General features: G+C 41.5%; 17 protein-coding genes, 1 pseudogene and 1 other annotated feature. Of the genes and pseudogenes, 16 read left to right on the forward strand and 2 right to left on the reverse strand.

Annotated elements, in window-relative coordinates:
• Nucleotides 1-90: 90 nt before the first annotated feature.
• A complete protein-coding gene (locus FC14_RS01330) occupies nucleotides 91-1,245 on the reverse strand; it encodes an LCP family glycopolymer transferase (protein WP_056975898.1) in 1,155 nt (384 codons plus the stop codon).
• Nucleotides 1,246-1,502: 257 nt separating this feature from the next.
• Between FC14_RS01330 and FC14_RS01335 the strand changes: the two genes are divergently transcribed.
• The 6 genes from FC14_RS01335 to FC14_RS01360 all read left to right on the forward strand — a co-directional run bounded on the left by FC14_RS01335 (nucleotide 1,503) and on the right by FC14_RS01360 (nucleotide 8,833).
• Nucleotides 1,503-3,662 carry a PTS transporter subunit IIBC gene (locus FC14_RS01335; protein ID WP_056975900.1) on the forward strand — a complete coding sequence of 720 codons (2,160 nt, stop codon included), beginning with the start codon at nucleotides 1,503-1,505 and terminating at the stop codon, nucleotides 3,660-3,662.
• Between the two features lie 70 nt (nucleotides 3,663-3,732).
• Nucleotides 3,733-4,530 carry an endonuclease/exonuclease/phosphatase family protein gene (locus FC14_RS01340; RefSeq protein ID WP_056975902.1) on the forward strand — a complete coding sequence of 266 codons (798 nt, stop codon included), beginning with the start codon at nucleotides 3,733-3,735 and terminating at the stop codon, nucleotides 4,528-4,530.
• Nucleotides 4,531-4,682: 152 nt separating this feature from the next.
• Nucleotides 4,683-5,633, forward strand: coding sequence for an AEC family transporter (locus FC14_RS01345; RefSeq protein WP_056975904.1), 951 nt, complete (start codon nucleotides 4,683-4,685; stop codon nucleotides 5,631-5,633).
• Between the two features lie 15 nt (nucleotides 5,634-5,648).
• The gene (locus FC14_RS01350; RefSeq protein WP_056975906.1) at nucleotides 5,649-6,671 is read left to right on the forward strand and encodes a DMT family transporter; all 1,023 of its coding nucleotides are present in this window, start codon (nucleotides 5,649-5,651) and stop codon (nucleotides 6,669-6,671) included.
• A gap of 218 nt (nucleotides 6,672-6,889) precedes the next feature.
• The gene (locus FC14_RS01355) at nucleotides 6,890-8,035 is read left to right on the forward strand and encodes a C40 family peptidase (protein WP_056975908.1); all 1,146 of its coding nucleotides are present in this window, start codon (nucleotides 6,890-6,892) and stop codon (nucleotides 8,033-8,035) included.
• Nucleotides 8,036-8,161: 126 nt separating this feature from the next.
• Complete coding sequence (locus FC14_RS01360) at nucleotides 8,162-8,833, forward strand: 2,3-bisphosphoglycerate-dependent phosphoglycerate mutase (RefSeq protein WP_056975910.1); 672 nt, start codon at nucleotides 8,162-8,164, stop codon at nucleotides 8,831-8,833.
• 31 nt (nucleotides 8,834-8,864) lie between these two features.
• Here the strand turns inward: FC14_RS01360 and FC14_RS01365 are convergent, their stop codons facing one another.
• A complete protein-coding gene (locus FC14_RS01365) occupies nucleotides 8,865-9,680 on the reverse strand; it encodes a VOC family protein (RefSeq protein ID WP_056975912.1) in 816 nt (271 codons plus the stop codon).
• A 220-nt stretch (nucleotides 9,681-9,900) separates the two neighbouring features.
• On the opposite strand from FC14_RS01365, the gene rplK reads away from it, so the two are divergent.
• From rplK to FC14_RS01410, 10 genes and pseudogenes are all read left to right on the forward strand, one after another.
• Nucleotides 9,901-10,326 (forward strand): 50S ribosomal protein L11, encoded by a 426-nt coding sequence (rplK, locus tag FC14_RS01370; protein ID WP_050610906.1) that lies wholly within the window; start codon nucleotides 9,901-9,903, stop codon nucleotides 10,324-10,326.
• A 110-nt stretch (nucleotides 10,327-10,436) separates the two neighbouring features.
• A complete protein-coding gene (rplA, locus tag FC14_RS01375) occupies nucleotides 10,437-11,129 on the forward strand; it encodes a 50S ribosomal protein L1 (protein WP_050610907.1) in 693 nt (230 codons plus the stop codon).
• Between the two features lie 207 nt (nucleotides 11,130-11,336).
• Nucleotides 11,337-11,804, forward strand: coding sequence for a hypothetical protein (locus tag FC14_RS01380; RefSeq protein WP_056975914.1), 468 nt, complete (start codon nucleotides 11,337-11,339; stop codon nucleotides 11,802-11,804).
• Between the two features lie 147 nt (nucleotides 11,805-11,951).
• Entirely contained in the window at nucleotides 11,952-13,403 is a 1,452-nt protein-coding gene (locus tag FC14_RS01385) for a hypothetical protein (RefSeq protein ID WP_056975916.1), read from the forward strand.
• Entirely contained in the window at nucleotides 13,396-13,590 is a 195-nt protein-coding gene (locus tag FC14_RS11010) for an ATP-binding cassette domain-containing protein (protein WP_268872172.1), read from the forward strand. The genes FC14_RS01385 and FC14_RS11010 overlap by 8 nt, the downstream gene beginning before the upstream one ends.
• A gap of 22 nt (nucleotides 13,591-13,612) precedes the next feature.
• Nucleotides 13,613-14,038, forward strand: a pseudogene (locus tag FC14_RS01390) (ATP-binding cassette domain-containing protein); the annotation flags it as partial.
• A 56-nt stretch (nucleotides 14,039-14,094) separates the two neighbouring features.
• Nucleotides 14,095-14,212 (forward strand) — a sequence feature (ribosomal protein L10 leader region).
• Between the two features lie 35 nt (nucleotides 14,213-14,247).
• Nucleotides 14,248-14,751, forward strand: coding sequence for a 50S ribosomal protein L10 (gene rplJ / locus FC14_RS01395; RefSeq protein ID WP_050610909.1), 504 nt, complete (start codon nucleotides 14,248-14,250; stop codon nucleotides 14,749-14,751).
• A 61-nt stretch (nucleotides 14,752-14,812) separates the two neighbouring features.
• Nucleotides 14,813-15,181 (forward strand): 50S ribosomal protein L7/L12, encoded by a 369-nt coding sequence (rplL, locus tag FC14_RS01400; RefSeq protein WP_050610910.1) that lies wholly within the window; start codon nucleotides 14,813-14,815, stop codon nucleotides 15,179-15,181.
• Nucleotides 15,182-15,275: 94 nt separating this feature from the next.
• Nucleotides 15,276-15,740, forward strand: a complete 465-nt coding sequence (locus FC14_RS01405; protein WP_056975918.1) for a sunset domain-containing protein — start codon at nucleotides 15,276-15,278, stop codon at nucleotides 15,738-15,740.
• A gap of 12 nt (nucleotides 15,741-15,752) precedes the next feature.
• Nucleotides 15,753-16,649 (forward strand): DNA/RNA non-specific endonuclease, encoded by an 897-nt coding sequence (locus FC14_RS01410; protein ID WP_056975920.1) that lies wholly within the window; start codon nucleotides 15,753-15,755, stop codon nucleotides 16,647-16,649.
• Nucleotides 16,650-16,651: the final 2 nt, after the last annotated feature.

Below are 16,651 nucleotides of genomic sequence, written 5' to 3' on the forward strand. Positions count from 1 at the left end.
TACACATTTTTAAATAGAGTGACTTGATTAGTCATAGAAATAACCCGCTGAAGTCCAAGCTGGACATTCAGCGGGTTATTTAGTTATGGACTAGTAGCCATAACTACTAGTGCCGTAGGAGTCACCATAAGAATCACTGTAAGTGTTGTCGTAGGTAGAAGTCGTGGTAGACGTGCTGTCGTAACTATCGTCATAGTCAACGCGCCCAGTGAACTCGGCATCGGATGGTTCCAGGCCTAATTCATTTCTGATGCGGTCGGAATTCTTTTGCTTAACTGCTGCAGAAGCGACTTGATAAGAAGCACCGTCAATCATGGCTTCCTCACCCTGAACGGCATAGGACTTAATGCTTTGGCCGGCAGCTTTGTATTCGGAAATGATGGTCATAATATCATCGTAAGTCAAATCGGTTTTCATATTTTCTTCCAGGGTATTAAGAAGTTCCTTGTAAGAGGAAAGGGTTGAAACTGAGAGTGACTTTTTAATGATGGCCGTGATGATTTGGCGTTGCCGCTTTTGCCGCCCGTAATCTCCGAGGGGATCATCGTAACGCATCCGCGAATAAGAGAGGGCTTCTTTACCGTTAAGAGTAACCTTCTTACCCTTAGTTACGTGTGCATCTTCGTAAGAGAAGGTTAATGTTGGGGTAACGGTCACACCATCAATTGCATCGACAATCTTGGTCAACCCACCCATGTTAACAAGCACGTAGAAGTCAATCGGGATGTGGAAGGTATTTTGAACTGTCTTAATGGCAGTTGAGACGCCACCGATTGTATAGGCAGCGTTGATTTTATCGTAACTGTCGATTGAACCAGGAACCTTAACTTGAAGATCCCGCGGGATAGAAGTTAGGGTAACGCGCTTAGTAGATGGGTTAATGGTAGCAACGATAAGGGTATCTGTGCGCCCTTTGTCAGTTCTTCCTAAATCACCGGTATCGGTTCCTAAGAGGAGAATTGAAATCGGCTTTTTGGCTTTTAAAACCTTTGAAACGTTACGTGATTTTTTGATATTAGTAGCAGTATAGGTTTCGTTAACAGCACTTTTAGCATTGGCTAACATGTGGTAGAGGTAGGCGCCACCACCGTAGAAAATGGCTAAGGCAAGCACCAGTAAAACTGTGAACAGGCGCTTGCGTTTACGATGGGGGCTGATAAGAACGTGCTGTGAACTATGACCGCGATGTTCACGCCGGGGGGGAATATCGTTCGGCCGATAGTTACGTTGGTTTTTATTGTTCATAAATAACTCCTTATGTAAATGTAAAAATCCACTATAAGTCATTATACACGGGTAGACCTAAAATTAAAACTAATGGTAATTTTTTTACGGATATTTAAAAATTGAAATGCGGTATCAAAGCCGAAAAATCAACTCTTTTAAGCTAGAGAAAAAATTTTCCTAGAAAGAAAAGGTTTACATTGAAGCGCAAACAAGCTATAATAAATTCAACGAAACCGGTTGCGTAAATTTTGTGCAACAGAAAAAGGAGAGTTAATATGAAGAAAATATTTAGCTTTGAATTTTGGCAAAAATTCGGTAAAGCTTTAATGGTAGTCGTAGCTGTTATGCCAGCAGCTGGTTTAATGATTAGTATTGGGAAGACGATTCCTTTAATCAACCCACACGTAACAGCCTTAGTTACGACTGGTGGCGTGGTTGAAAACATTGGTTGGGCAATTATTGGCAACTTACATATTCTTTTTGCATTGGCTATCGGTGGTAGTTGGGCTAAAGAAAAAGCTGGTGGTGCCTTTGCAGCTGGGATTTCCTTCATTTTAATCAACCGGATTACTGGTTCTATTTTTGGGGTTACTAGCGAAATGCTAAACGATCCTAAAGCTTACACCCATACTTTGTTTGGAACCAAAATCATGGTTAAAGGTTTCTTTACCAGCGTTTTGGAAGCGCCTGCACTAAACATGGGGGTTTTCGTCGGAATCATTGCCGGTTTTATTGGGGCGATGGCTTATAACAAGTATTATAACTATCGTAAATTACCCGATGCTTTATCATTCTTTAATGGTAAGCGCTTCGTTCCTTTCGTAGTTATCTTGTGGTCATTAATTTGTTCCTTAATTTTAGCCGTCGTTTGGCCAACAATTCAAGGTGGTATCAACAACTTCGGGTTATGGATTGCAGAATCACAAGATAATGCTCCTATTTTAGCACCGTTCTTATACGGGACGCTAGAACGTTTGCTCCTCCCATTTGGTTTGCACCACATGTTAACAATTCCTATTAACTACACTGCCTTAGGGGGAACTTACGAAATCTTATCTGGTCCGCAAGCAGGGACCCATGTTTTCGGGCAAGACCCACTATGGTTAGCCTGGGCAACTGATTTAGTTAACCTTAAGAATGCTGGCGATATGAGCCAATATCACTATGTATTAACTCACTGGACCCCAGCTCGCTTCAAGGTAGGACAAATGATTGGTGCCACAGGGATTTTGATGGGGATGACACTTGCAATGTATAAAAATGTTGACCCTGACAAGAAGCATCTTTACAAGTCAATGTTCTTCTCAGCTGCCTTAGCTGTTTTCTTAACTGGGGTAACAGAACCACTTGAATTTATGTTCATGTTTGCAGCCGTGCCATTGTACGTTGTTTACGCCTTCATTCAAGGGGCTGCCTTTGCAACAGCCGACCTGGTTTCATTGCGGGTTCACTCATTTGGTAACATCGAATTGCTAACCCGGACACCACTGGCAATTAAAGCCGGTCTTGGTGGAGACTTACTCAACTTTGTTTGGGTTTCAATTCTCTTTGGGGTGTTCACTTACTTCTTAGCTAACTTCTTGATTAAGAAATTTAATTTTGCAACTCCAGGCCGAAACGGTAACTACGATTTAGATACAGGTGACAATGCTAGCGGAACTGGTGCACCAGTTGAAGGTAATGATCAAGCCTTTGCCATCATCAACCTTTTAGGTGGTAAAGCTAACATTGAAGATGTGGATGCATGTATGACCCGTCTACGTGTGACTGTAAAAGATAAAGCTAAAGTTGGTAGCGAAGATCAATGGAAAGCAGTCGGTGCAATGGGACTTATCACTAAAGACAACGGTGTTCAAGCTGTTTATGGACCTAAAGCCGACGTGTTGAAATCAGATATTCAAGACATTTTAGACTCTGGAATGGAAATTCCTAATGTGGTAGTTGATACAGCTGCTGCTAAAAAAGAAACAGTGGCTAAGGGTGCTCAAGCCGAAGTAGTAGCTGTAGCCAATGGGGAAGTAATGCCAATTACTGAAGTTAACGACCCTGTTTTCTCAGGAAAGATGATGGGTGATGGTTATGCTGTTAAACCAGCGGATGGAAAGATTGTTTCCCCAGTTGCTGGTCAAGTTAAGAGTCTTTTCCCAACCAAGCATGCGATTGGCTTAGAAACAGCCGCGGGCATGGAAGTGTTAGTTCATATGGGAATTGACACTGTTTCCTTGGAAGGTAAGCCGTTTACTTTAATGGTTAAAGAAGGAGACCAAGTAGAGGCTGGCCAAGAGTTGGCTCAAGTTGATCTAGCCGCCTTAGCTGCTGCGGGTAAGGAAGATACAATGATTGTTGCCTTCACTAACGTTGACCAAGTAACATTTACTTTAGATAAGACTGGCAAGCAAACTGCTGGGACTGTGATTGGTCAAGCCAAAGGTTAATTAATAAAGATGGGGACATAACTTAAGTTCATGTCCCTGTTTTTTGATATTGGGGAAAGGAAGATTGAATATGAAAGTGATGACTTTAAATACACATAGCTACATTGAGAGCCAACCGCTGGAAAAACTAGCGCAGATAGCGACCTATATAAAGGAAGAAAACCCAGATATAGTTGCTTTACAAGAAATTAACCAATTAATTACTTCTAAGGAAATAGAGGGTGACGACTATTTTTGCCCCTTAGCCAACCAAGTTCCGCTTCATGAGGATAATTTTGCCTACCTTTTAGTTAGCCGCTTGCGAGAATTAGGCTTAAATTATTACTGGTCTTATAGTTATACCCACATTGGTTATGACACCTACCAAGAAGGGTTAGCACTATTGAGCAAAGAAAAGTTAATTAGCACAGAGCAAGTAACTTCTAATCCCAGCTACGTTGGAAAATTGACTCGTAAAATTTTAGTGGGGCAAACTAGTCAAGCCACCTTTGTGGTGGGACATTATTCGTGGGCAGGCAAAAATGGGTTTGATTACGAATGGGCTAAGACAAAAGCAGCGCTTAAGGGGCAAAAACAGCCCCTGGTAATAATGGGAGATTTCAATAACCCCCCAGAAAGTTCTGCCCACCAACAAATTAGGGAGGCTAACTTAGGGTTGGTGGATAGTTTCCAGGTGGCTGCTAAACGTTACGGTGAGCACACGGTAGTGAAAGCAATTGATGGTTGGCAAGATAATGAAGGACAGCTGCGAATTGATTACGTCTACCTCAGTGATACTTTTAAAGTGTCTAAGTATCAGGTGATTTTTGATGGGCAAACTAGTCCGCAAGTTAGTGATCATTTTGGAATCTTAGTTGAAATAGAGTAGCTAAATAGCCTAGGAGCGGTTGCTTCCTAGGCTATTTTAATATGCCTAAAAATCTTTTTTAGTTAGAGCGTTTTCATTACAAAACGATTAAAAATAATGGCTTAATGTATGATATACTAGGGGACATGTAGGGACGAAAGAAGTGAAGATATATGCAGGTTTTTTACCATAGTATTTCAGGAGTGCTAGTCATTTTAGTAATGATTATTGTGGGCTACGTTTTGACTGAAAGAAAGTGGTTTGACGGGCGTTCTAGCGGATTGATTGCGCGATTAGTAACTCAAGTGGCACTGCCTTGTTACATGTTGGATACAGTTACTAGTAAGTTCACTGCCCATGAATTATTGAAGATGCTACCGGAATTGAAATACCCGGCCCTCTCGATGACAATCTTGATGGCTTTAGCGATGGCAATTGCCCGGATTTTTCGAGTGGATAAGAGTCGGCGTGGGGTATTTACCTCAATGTTTTTCAATTCAAATACGGTTTTTATCGGGCTCCCGATTAACGAAGCGCTATTTGGGAATCAAAGCATTCCGTATGTCTTAGTCTATTACATGTGTAATACAACCTTTTTTTGGACAATTGGGACCTACTTTATCCAACGAGATGGTCGCGGACAAAAGGCACGGCTAGATTTAAGGCAGGTTATCAGAAAGGTATTCTCGCCGCCGCTACTAGGATATATTCTAGGGGTAATTTTGGTCTTTTTAAGGGTCAAAATCCCGACCTTTATTCAAAGTGACCTCCACTATATTGGTGGTTTGACAATTCCCTTATCTATGATTTTCATCGGAATTGCGGTCTCTAACGCCGGGTTGGGGCGGTTGACCTTGCATAAGGATAACTTACTAATCTTAGGGGGACGCTTTCTAGTTGCGCCTGCACTAATGGCCTTGTTGGTAATGCAGGCACCGATGCCCCTCTTGATGAAACAGGTCTTTATTTTACAGGTGGCGATGCCGGTTATGACTAACGCGCCGGTAGTAGCAAAATTGTACGGGGCTGACGCTGAGTATGCCGCAGTAATGGTGACAGAAACTACTTTAATGACAATGGTTGTTGTCCCTATCTTAATGGTAATAACTCAAAATCTTACATAGGAAGAAGTTTTATTTGTGAAAAAAACCATTATTTACATTTGCTTATCAACTTTTCTGTTTAGTTCAATGGAAATTGCTTTAAAGGTTGCTGGAGCGACTTTTAATCCGATTCAGTTAAACTTAATTCGCTTTTTTATCGGGAGTTTGGTCTTACTTCCAATTGCTCAAGCTAGCTTAAGTAAGCTAAACCGGAAATTAACAAGGGCAGATTGGAAAATCTTTTGGCTGACGGGTTTTTGCTGTGTGATTGTTAGTATGACCCTCTTTCAATTAGCCGTTGCAGCTACTAAGGCTTCAACCGTGGCAGTGCTTTTTAGTTGCAATCCCGTATTCGCCTTATTATTTGCCTTTTTACTTTTACGGGAGCGCATGAGTCGGGCAAGCTTTATTTCAGTGGTAGTTTCTTTAATTGGGCTAGTTGTGATTATTGATCCAGCCCACCTTTCTCAACCAGTTGGAATTGTATTGGGCCTCCTTTCAGCGGTAACATTTGGTTTTTATTCAATTGTGTCACGCTACGGTTCAAATAAGCTTGGCTTAAACGGAGTTGTTATGACCGCTTATACTTTTGTTGCTGGTACGATTGAACTATTAGTTCTCTCATTAGTAACCCACTTACCATTTGTTGCTCGAAGCTTAGCAGCCATTCCAGCCTTAAAGACGTTTGCAAATCTACCTATCTTGGCTAATATTACAATTGGTTCCTTGCCTTTGTTGCTTTACCTAGGAATTTGCGTGACCGGTGGGGGCTTTGCTTTTTACTTTATGGCAATGGAAAATTCAGACGTTTCAACCGCTTCCTTGGTCTTCTTTATTAAACCAGGGTTAGCGCCGATTTTAGCTGCCATCTTAATTCACGAAAAAATCCTGCCTACTACAATTATCGGGATTGTAATTATCTTGATTGGTTCAGTGATTACCTTTGTGGGCAATAGAACCGTGGAAGATACTAGTGTAGTTAATAAACTTCCAGAAGAAAAAGAAGTGGTGGCTGAAGAAGATAAGTTAGGCCACTATACTACACATTTGAAACATTAATAATGTGGTAAGACACTTACAAGTCCTGCGGGTTTGTAAGTGTTTTTTGTCGTTTATATTACTAAATTGAAATATAACTGTAATATTAGTGGGATTATAAGCTTTTTTAGTCAGTAACTGTAAATTTACTGTAATAGCGTAAAAGTATTTATATGCTAAAATATTATTCGTAGCCGTTTGAACGGTAAATGAATTGTATTTTAGGAGAGTATATAATTATGAAGAAATTAGGATTGAAAAAGGTTGCTGTGATGGCAGCAGCGGCTTTCACAGTTTTAGGGGTAGCAACAAGTGCCTCAGCTGATACCCAATCAGATTTAGACGCTGTTAAAGCTAAAATCGCTGAAACAGAAAAGAAGGTTTCAGAAGGTCAAGTTGCTTTATCTAAGTTGGAAAGTCAAGAAGCAAAGACTTCTCAAGAAATTGCAACTTTGAAGAAGAACATCGCTGCACGGTCTGAACAATTAGCTGACCAAGCTCGGGCAGCCCAATTAAATGATGCAGGGTCTATGCTTGAATTTGTGGCTAACTCAGATTCTGTAACAGAAGCTGTTAGCCGGACAGTTACAGTGGCAACTGTGGTTCGTGCTAATAACCAAACTTTGGCAGACCAAAAGGCTGATAAAGAAAAGTTAGCTCAAAAGCAAACCGACTTACAAGCTGCTGCTGAAAAGCAAAAGGAACAAAACAAGGAATTAGCTCAAACCCGGGCTGACTTAGCTGTTCAAAAGACTGACTTAGAAGCTAAGAAGGCTAGCGAAGATGAAGCTAAGGCCAAAGCAGAAGCAGCTAAGAAGGCTGCTGAGAAAGCTGCTAAGCAAGTAGCTGCTGCTAAGAGTACTGACGATGCAGAAAAGGCTGCTAACCAAGCAGAAGCTGCTGCTGCTTCAGTATCATCCTCAAGCAACAATGCTAACAATAATAGTAACAACCAAGCTGCTAGTCAAACTACTAACCAAGCAAGCAGTCAAGCTGCTTCAACTAGCGCTGCGCCAGCTGCTTCAAGTGTTAACTCTAGCTCAGTTTTAGCAATGGCTGATTCATTGACTAAAATGAATATTCCTTACGTATGGGGTGGTTCAAGTCTTTCAGGTTTTGATTGCTCAGGCTTAACCCAATATGTTTACGGTCACTTTGGTAAGTCACTTGCCCGGACTGCTGCTGCTCAAGCTGCACAAACTACCCGGATTCCTGTTTCCCAAGCACAACCGGGAGACCTCCTATTCTGGGGTGAAGGTGGCGGTGTTTACCACGTAGCAATCTACGTTGGTGGCGGTAGTTACATCCATGCACCTACATTTGGTCAAGTTGTTAAATACGGTTCAATCTCTGGTTGGGCTCCATCATTTGCAGGTCGTCTCTAATTTAATACAATTCATTTAAAAGGAAAGCTAACTTAGCCAGCGGCGTTAAGTTAGCTTCTTTTTTATACCCTTAATAAGTGTGGTATAATTTGGGCTAGAAGAGTGTGAGAAAGAAAGGATAAGTAGATGGTAAAATTAGTGCTCATCAGGCATGGGCAAAGCATCGCTAACAAAGAAAATGTGTATACTGGGTGGAATGATGCTCCTTTAACAGAACTAGGTGTAAAGCAAGCAATTTTTGCCGGCCAAGCGCTAGCGCAAAAAGAGTTAGAGTTTACTGATATCCACACTTCGGTTTTAGGGCGGGCAATCAAGACAGCTAACTTGGTAGCAGAGGCGTGTCACCAACTGTATCTGCCCTTGCATAAAACTTGGCGCTTAAATGAGCGACACTACGGTGCCTTAAGGGGACTAAATAAGGATGATACGCGTAAAATTTATGGCAAGCATCAAGTTGCCTTGTGGCGTCGGTCTTTTTATGCAGTTCCCCCAGCCTTAACCAAACCTGATTTAGAGCGGCGTTATGCTAACCTTGATTCTAGGAGTATTCCCACGGCGGAAAGTTTAGACCAAGCCCTAGACCGAATTATGCCTTACTGGCAAGACGAGGTTGCCCCTAAATTATTGGAGGGTAAAAATCAGCTAGTAGTTGCACATGGATCGACGCTTCGAGCTTTAATCAAGTACTTAGAGTCAATTAGTGACGAAGGCATTGACGGCTTGGAGGTCGAAAACTGCCAGCCGATTATCTATGAATTAGATGGTCAGTTAAAGATTGTCAAAAAGGAAATTATTTAGTAAAAGCGGACCAAAATAGTCCGCTTTTATTTTAGCTAATGATTAACTCAATTCCGTTTGGGTCTGTGAGGGCTAGTTTGGTGGCTAAATTACGGTAGGGGTAATTATTAACATCTAGTTGTTCTCTCACTAGGTCTAGGTCGGGAACAGTGAGTGCATAGGTCCCCAAGCCTAGCTGGTTTCGGGACCTGATTGTTAGCTTGGCCCTAGTCCAGGTATTAGCGGCCAAATGGTGGTGGTAAAGTCCGTAAGCCAAAAAGTCAGCTTGCTTCATGCTACTTTTAAGTTCAAAGCCTAAGTTGTGTTGGTAAAAAGTCCGGTTGGCTTTGAGGTCGGTGACCTGAAGGTGGATATGACCTAACTTAGTATTTTGAGGTAGTCCGGTCCGATTGTCAGCAAGTTCTAAGAGCCGGGTGCCATCTAGCTCTTCTGTTACCCCGATGATTTGACCGGTGGCGCGGACGTCCCAATTGGAAAGGGGCTTATCCCAATAAATCTCAATCCCGTTATCTTCGGGGTCTTGTAAGTAAAGCGCTTGGCTGTAACCATGGTCTGCTCCGCCTAGTAGGGGGGTATTAGTTACTAGTAAGTGCCGCAAGATTCCACCTAGACTAGCTTGGTCTGGAACTAAAAAGGCGGTGTGGTAAAGACCGGCTACCTGCTGACGGGTTTGGCCGACTTGTTCTTTAAGAATTAAGAGGGGGCGGCCAGCTAGTCCTAAAATAACTTGCTTAGATGCTTTTTCTAAGATATCTAAACCAAGGTGGTGGTGATAGTAGTTAGTCACGTTAGCTAGGTTAGTGACGTTTAAAAGGTAGGAAGTAATTACTGTTTCTTGGTTATACATAAGGTGACCTCGCTTTTCTTAATATTTAATAATTGTAAACTCATTATAACAATTTTACTTATAAAAAGTAAGTTATTTTAGGTTACAAATAAATTTTCTAAAAGACTTGCAAACTTATTTTTACTATGCTATATTTTATGGGTATGCTTTATGCGTACTCGTGGGAGGTCAAATTTTAAGACCATCCGAACCACACACGGAATACAAGGAGGTTTTTACCGTGGCAAAAAACGTAGTCAACGTTGTTAAATTACAAATTCCTGCTGGGAAAGCAACTCCAGCTCCCCCAGTTGGTCCTGCTTTAGGTCAAGCAGGTATTAACATCATGGGATTCACTAAGGAATTTAACGCTCGGACAGCTGACCAAGCTGGTATGATTATCCCTGTTGTTATCAGCGTATATGAAGACCGTTCATTCGACTTCATTACTAAGACACCACCTGCTGCTGTTTTACTTAAGAAAGCTGCTGGTGTAGAAAAGGGTTCTGGCGAACCTAACATGAAGAAGGTTGCAACTGTAACTAAGGCTCAAGTTAAGGAAATCGCTGAAACTAAAATGCAAGATCTAAACGCTGCAGACGTTGAAGCTGCTATGCGCATGATTGAAGGTACTGCACGAAGCATGGGCTTTGTTGTAGAAGACTAATTTTATTCTTTCTACGGCCATGCTTCTCAGTCGGACACTTCGTGAAAACGGCTGTGTCAAGTGGGAGGTATATCCGATAGACCACATATTGCAAGGAGGAAAATTCACTAATGGCTAAAAAGAAAAGCAAGAAATATTTAGAAGCTGCAAAGCAAGTTGAAGCAGGTAAGAACTACACCGCTAACGAAGCGCTTGCATTGGTTAAGAAAATCGACTTTGCTAAGTTCGACGCAACAGTTGAAGTTGCCTTCAACTTAAACGTTGATACAAAGCAAGCTGACCAACAATTACGTGGTGCCGTTGTTTTACCAAACGGTACTGGTAAAGATCAAAAGGTTGTTGTATTTGCTAAGGGTCCTAAGGCTAAGGAAGCTCAAGAAGCTGGTGCAGATGTTGTTGGTGACGACGACTTAGTTGCACAAATCCAAGATGGTTGGTTGGACTTTGACGTAGCAATCGCAACTCCAGACATGATGGCTCAAGTTGGTCGTTTAGGTCGTGTCTTAGGGCCTAAGGGCTTAATGCCAAACCCTAAGACTGGTACTGTTACAATGGATGTTGCTAAGGCTGTTTCAGAATCAAAAGCAGGTAAGGTAACTTACAGAACTGACCGCGACGGTAACGTTCATGTTCCATTGGGTAAGGTATCATTTAGTGAAGAAGCACTTGAAGGTAACTTCAAGACTATCTACGACGTAATTGCTAAGGCTCGTCCAGCTGCTGTTAAGGGTCAATACATCAAGCATGTATCCTTTGCATCAACATTCGGTCCTAGTGTAACTGTTGATTTAGCTTCACTTTAATCTTTGATTAGAGTCCCCCGTGAGAGAAGGGTAACCTTTTCTTACGGGGGTTTTCTTTTGGCCTTACATGTGTTAGATAGCCCTAAAATTAACCGAATACGTTGGAAAAGCGACCGAATAGGGTGAATTTGAAACAAGTGGCAATTTTTTTGTTAAGATAAACTCTGTATGTGGTTTTATTATTTTAATTACCATTGGAGGAAAAAGATGAGTGCAAAAAAAAGGTTGTTAGGCTTAAGTGTGCTGATGAGCATGCTTACCGGACTGACAAGTTTTTATCTGAATCAGTACCAACAACAAGTACAATTAGCGACCCAACAACAAGATTTGAGCAAGCACTTTACCGCCTTGCGCTTGCCGGCGGACCTGTTGATTAATTCAGCTACAAAGCAACGGTTGATTTTTTCGGCCTTAAATAAAAGTGCGTCTAAATATCACTTAAATTATTTAGAGAAGTGTGCAGACGTGGGTTACAGTTACGATCGACTTGGATTAAAGCCCACTTCTAATTATCACAACCACTACACCTTCTATGTTCACCACCTAGCAACGAGTATGATTACCGGTAATTTTGGGGATTTAGGTACGCAAAAAGACTACTATCGCTATACTTACCCCTACCTCAAGGGTTATCAAGTAATTTTAAAACCTTTGAATGAAGCCAAACTGCTTTGAGCCCAGTATGAGGGGACATACTTTGTAGAAACACGCAATCAAGCTAGGTATGACGCTTTTTTAGCCGATTTCAATCAGCAAATTAACCACAAGTTCAAGAAGCACTATGCTAGTGGTGATTACCAGCTAAGAGATGAAGAGCAGTTATTGATTCCGCATTTTTATTTTAGCGACACCCTGGCTAGCATTAATGATTACTTATTGCTATTTAGTTTGCTAGCCTTGGTTATTTACTATTTTTTAGAGCAGGCTAGCGCAAAGTTGTACAAACTTAATGGCTATTCTTTGCCATTGACGGTAATAACGATTATGAAAGTGCCGGGCTTGCTACTAACAGTAACGACTGGACTGAGTATGACGGTGCTTTTAGTAGCAGGTGGGGTGGCGGAAAGTTTTATCGTCCTTAATATCTTCTTTTGGCAACTGTTAGTTTCGCTAGGGACACTTACGGTGCTTTACATAGTCAGCTTGGATGAACTTAAGGAAAAGTTGCTAGAAATTGGAAGTTTTTTAGGCTTATTTAGCTTGAAGTTTTTAGTGGTGGCTCTTTCCTTTGTAAGCCTGTTTAATATTGCTGAAGCAACTATTAGTGGCTTTAAATCTGTACAGGTTAACCAAGTGAAAAAAGATTACCTGTGCTTTTATCCCCTTCAAGTTGGACGCAATCCGGTTGGTGACGTTGATAATTATTTGCGCGGTGGCAAAAGATTGTATCACTTAGCTGCTAAGGAGAAAATCTTATATATTGATTCAGGGGCGGCTTCTTACAAACAACCGGCCGATGTTGCCCGTGCTAAAACTTCCGTGACGATGAATAATTACTATTTGGATGCTTACCCACTAAAAGATATTCATGGTCATAAAATCACGATTAAGCCAAGTGAAAACCGGCTGGTTATTTTGCTTCCTAAAGACCGACGTAACCAAGAACGGGCGGCCTTGACTTACATAAAAAAGTACGTTCAAGCAAGTAATAAGCTCCTCAAGGTAATTTACACTGACCCAAAGTATAACCAGTCTAGCTATGATACCCTTAATCAACGGGCAATGGCTGATGAGATTGTGTATGTTGTGACTAGCAAAAGTCTGACAACCTATCTTAATATTTTGAACGGTTCTCCTAGAGATGGGTTAATGATTCCGCTTGAAGGCTCAGAGAAAGCTCTCCGTCAGAAATGGCTTAAGCGAATGAAAGAGGTTAATTTAGAAGATAATTTCCTCCAATTGATCCGTTATAGACAAGCCGACCGAGCAGAATTTAGGCAGGAGTTGACTGATTTAGGCGAACATGTGGTTGAGAATTTATTCTACTTGTTAACCTTAATCTTGTTGAGTGGCTACTCGTTAGGAAGCTACCTTAAGTTATTTGCCCGGGAAATTAGGTTAAAACGCAGTTACGGTTATAGCCGTTTCAAAGCCTATCAGTCCTATTGGCTATTGCTACTAGGTCAATATTTATGTATAGGAACCTACGGAATAGTTAGGGTTATCCAGGGAGCTGATGGGTTAAATTTGTTGGTGGTGTTAGCGATAATCAGCTTGATAGAACTAGCAGTCACTGGGCTAGCATTGAGAAAGGTTGAGGCGGAAAATGACTAGGACGTTAATCGAAGTTAGGGGCTTAACTAAAAGTTATGGCAAGCAGCTAGTGTTTCAAGATTTAAATTTAGCCATTCAAGAACATAGTTTGACGACCATCTATGGGCCAAGTGGTGTTGGCAAGACGACGCTTTTAAAAATTATGGGGGGGACTAGCGACTTATCAGGCAGGAAATGTTTTATTTAATGGTCAGGTAGTCCCAGCTAAAGGGGCAAGGGCAACGCGTTATCGGCGGGAGCATTTGGCCTATGTATTTCAAGATTATGGCTTGCTTGAGGAGCAAACGATTGCGGCTAACTTAAAGATTGCACTGGCTTACCAAAAGCTAACTAAAAAAGAAAAAAATCTCAAGATGAATGAAGCTCTAAAACAAGTTGGGCTGAGCTACCGCTTAAAAACTAAGGTGAAACTGTTATCCGGGGGCGAGAAGCAACGGGTTGCGCTTGCCCGGGCTTTACTTGCCAAGGGGGAATTAGTTTTAGCTGATGAACCGACTGGGTCCTTGGATTTGAATTTACGCAACCAGGTGGCTGAGCTCTTTATCAAATTACGTTCCCTAGGGAAGACGGTGGTAATCGTTAGTCACGATCCTTACTTTAAGGAAATTAGCGACCAAGTAATTGAATTAAAATAATTTCAAAAAAGCCTTGACGATTTTGTTTGAAAATGATATGCTATTGAAGGTCAATTTTTTAAATTATGATTCTACCGAAGACTCAGGTGGTGCAAACCTTAATATCCTGCCGAGGAGACTTGAATAAACTCTCTCTCTATGTCTTCGTGAACATAGGGTTTTTTATTTTAATAAGAAACCTTGACACAATGACTAGGAGGTGAATCTAAGTGAGTGAAAAAATTATCGCAAAGAAGGCTGCTATCGTTGACGAAGTTGCTGAAAAGTTCCAATCAGCTGTTTCAGTAGTTGTCGTTGACTACCGTGGTTTAACAGTTGAACAAGTAACTAACTTACGTAAGGACTTACGTGAAGCTGGCGTTGAAATGCGTGTTATCAAGAACACATACTTGAAGCGTGCTGCTGATAAGGTTGGTTACGAAGGTCTTGATGAAACTTTCACAGGTCCTACAGCTGTGGCATTTTCTTCTGAAGATGTTGTCGCTCCAGCTCGTATCATGGCTAAATATGCCGAAGATATCGAAGCATTGGAAATTAAGGGTGGTATGATCGAAGGTAAGGTTGCTTCTCTTGAAGAAATCAACGCTTTGGCCAAATTACCAAACCGCGAAGGTATGCTTTCAATGTTACTTTCCGTATTACAAGCTCCTGTTCGCAACTTCGCTTATGCAGTTAAGGCTGTTGCTGACAGTAAAGATGAAGATGCAGCTTAATGCGTCTTTAGCATAACTATTTTAACTAATTATATATAATACCTAAATGGAGGATATCAAAATGGCATTAGATACAGAAAAGATTATTGCTGACTTAAAAGAAGCTAGCATTCTTGAATTAAACGACTTAGTAAAAGCTATCGAAGAAGAATTTGGCGTTTCAGCTGCTGCTCCTGTAGCAGTTGCAGGTGCTGCTGGTGGCGACGCTGCTGCTGAAAAATCAGAATTCGACGTTGAATTAACTGATGCAGGTTCTGCAAAAGTTAAGGTTATCAAGGTTGTTAAGGACATCACTGGTCTTGGCTTGAAAGACGCTAAGGGCTTAGTTGATGGTGCACCTTCAGTTATCAAGGAAGGCGTTGCTAAGGAAGAAGCAGAAGAAATCCAAGCTAAACTTGAAGAAGTTGGCGCAAAGGTTACTCTTAAGTAATTCTTGCTTAGTAAGTAGGCGTTACCCCAGTTGGCGGGTGACGCCTTTTTTGTTATAATTAAGTAAACATACGTACTATTTTAGGGTGAAGCGGATGAAAGAGAAAAAGATTAAATTTATAAGTGCCTGGTTGATGTTAATTTTAACCTTAGGGTTTGTGGGAACGGTTAAGCACTCCCCCGCAACGATTCAGGCCAAGACTAACCTAACTAGCTTATCCAAGAAACAGTTACGGGCAAGAATTAGTAGTGCTAAGAAAAAATCGCTTAGTTTAAAGGCTGATGCTAGTAGCCTGCGGGTTCTTTCTACTTCGTTAGCTAGCCTAGAAGCTAGTGCTAATAGCCAGGCTACTAGTCAAGTTCAAGCTAGCAGTGAAGTTAGCCAAGCACAAACTAGTTCTGTTACGACAGGACAGACTGGGCAAATAGTCGGCAATCGTAATACTCACGTTTACCATGTACCCGGTCAGGCTAGGTATTCTATGAAAGCCGCTAATGCCGTTTACTTTAACACTGAAGCAGAGGCACAAGCTGCCGGTTACCGTAAAGCGCAGCGTTAGGGGGACGAGAGTATGGGAATTGGAATTATTGTCTTATTAATTTTGGTGTTACTACTTAACTTAAAACAGCTAAAGAAAGTTAAGCCAGTAGTCTTGCTGGCTTTAATCGCGGTTGGTTTTATTGCGGGGATAGCTCTTAGTCAAAATAATAGTCCGGTTGAGGCGCTTAACCAAACAAAAACCCAACTGATTAGCGCTTTACGTTCACTAACCGAAAAAAATGCTAAGCAGGAGCGTAAAAATGAAAGCTTAAAGGCTAAACTATCCTCGCAGGCTCAAAAATTAGGAATCACCTTAGAGGACACTGACTCTAAGCAAACGGCTAGCGGAAATGAGGATTTAGCGCAATTAAGCTATCAGGGTCAGCAAGTAATTACGGTCAATAATAATAAGCCTGGCTTTAGTACGGCTGACTTATCTACCGCTAAGGGTCCGTGGCAGCATTATGGTAATCTAGATAATTTAAACCGGGCGACCCAGGCAGACGCCTTGTTAAATCAAAGTTTGATGCCTAAGACCAAGCGGGAACGGTTGACGGTTAATCCTACCGGGTGGCATAACAAACGGATTAGTTCGGGCTGGTTGTACAATCGAAGTCACCTAATCGGCTATCAGCTAACGGGGCAAAATAACAACTGGAAGAACCTAATTACTGCTACCCGCTCTCTAAATGATCCGGGGATGGTTAAATATGAAGATCAAGTCGCAGATTACCTAAAAGCGAGTCCTAAGCACTATGTTCGTTATAGTGTGCGCCCCGTTTTCTATCAAAATGAATTACTAGCAAGGGGTGTGCAGATGCGAGCACAATCAGTCGGTGATAACAGTGTTTCTTATAATATTTATATTTTTAACATTCAACCAGGGGTGACCCTAAATTATAACGACGGAACTAGTCGCCTAAACTAAAA

This window comes from Ligilactobacillus agilis DSM 20509 (genome assembly GCF_001436215.1).
In the GTDB taxonomy this organism is placed as follows: domain Bacteria; phylum Bacillota; class Bacilli; order Lactobacillales; family Lactobacillaceae; genus Ligilactobacillus; species Ligilactobacillus agilis.

Bases quoted from the DNA above. Each gene is read 5' to 3' on its own strand.
- FC14_RS01330 (WP_056975898.1), bottom strand. From the start codon at position 1,245: ATGAACAATAAAAACCAACGTAACTATCGGCCGAACGATATTCCCCCC.
- FC14_RS01335 (WP_056975900.1), top strand. From the start codon at position 1,503: ATGAAGAAAATATTTAGCTTTGAATTTTGGCAAAAATTCGGTAAAGCT.
- FC14_RS01340 (WP_056975902.1), top strand. From the start codon at position 3,733: ATGAAAGTGATGACTTTAAATACACATAGCTACATTGAGAGCCAACCG.
- FC14_RS01345 (WP_056975904.1), top strand. From the start codon at position 4,683: ATGCAGGTTTTTTACCATAGTATTTCAGGAGTGCTAGTCATTTTAGTA.
- FC14_RS01355 (WP_056975908.1), top strand. From the start codon at position 6,890: ATGAAGAAATTAGGATTGAAAAAGGTTGCTGTGATGGCAGCAGCGGCT.
- FC14_RS01360 (WP_056975910.1), top strand. From the start codon at position 8,162: ATGGTAAAATTAGTGCTCATCAGGCATGGGCAAAGCATCGCTAACAAA.
- FC14_RS01365 (WP_056975912.1), bottom strand. From the start codon at position 9,680: ATGTATAACCAAGAAACAGTAATTACTTCCTACCTTTTAAACGTCACT.
- rplA (WP_050610907.1), top strand. From the start codon at position 10,437: ATGGCTAAAAAGAAAAGCAAGAAATATTTAGAAGCTGCAAAGCAAGTT.
- FC14_RS01380 (WP_056975914.1), top strand. From the start codon at position 11,337: ATGAGTGCAAAAAAAAGGTTGTTAGGCTTAAGTGTGCTGATGAGCATG.
- FC14_RS11010 (WP_268872172.1), top strand. From the start codon at position 13,396: ATGACTAGGACGTTAATCGAAGTTAGGGGCTTAACTAAAAGTTATGGC.
- rplL (WP_050610910.1), top strand. From the start codon at position 14,813: ATGGCATTAGATACAGAAAAGATTATTGCTGACTTAAAAGAAGCTAGC.
- FC14_RS01405 (WP_056975918.1), top strand. From the start codon at position 15,276: ATGAAAGAGAAAAAGATTAAATTTATAAGTGCCTGGTTGATGTTAATT.
- FC14_RS01410 (WP_056975920.1), top strand. From the start codon at position 15,753: ATGGGAATTGGAATTATTGTCTTATTAATTTTGGTGTTACTACTTAAC.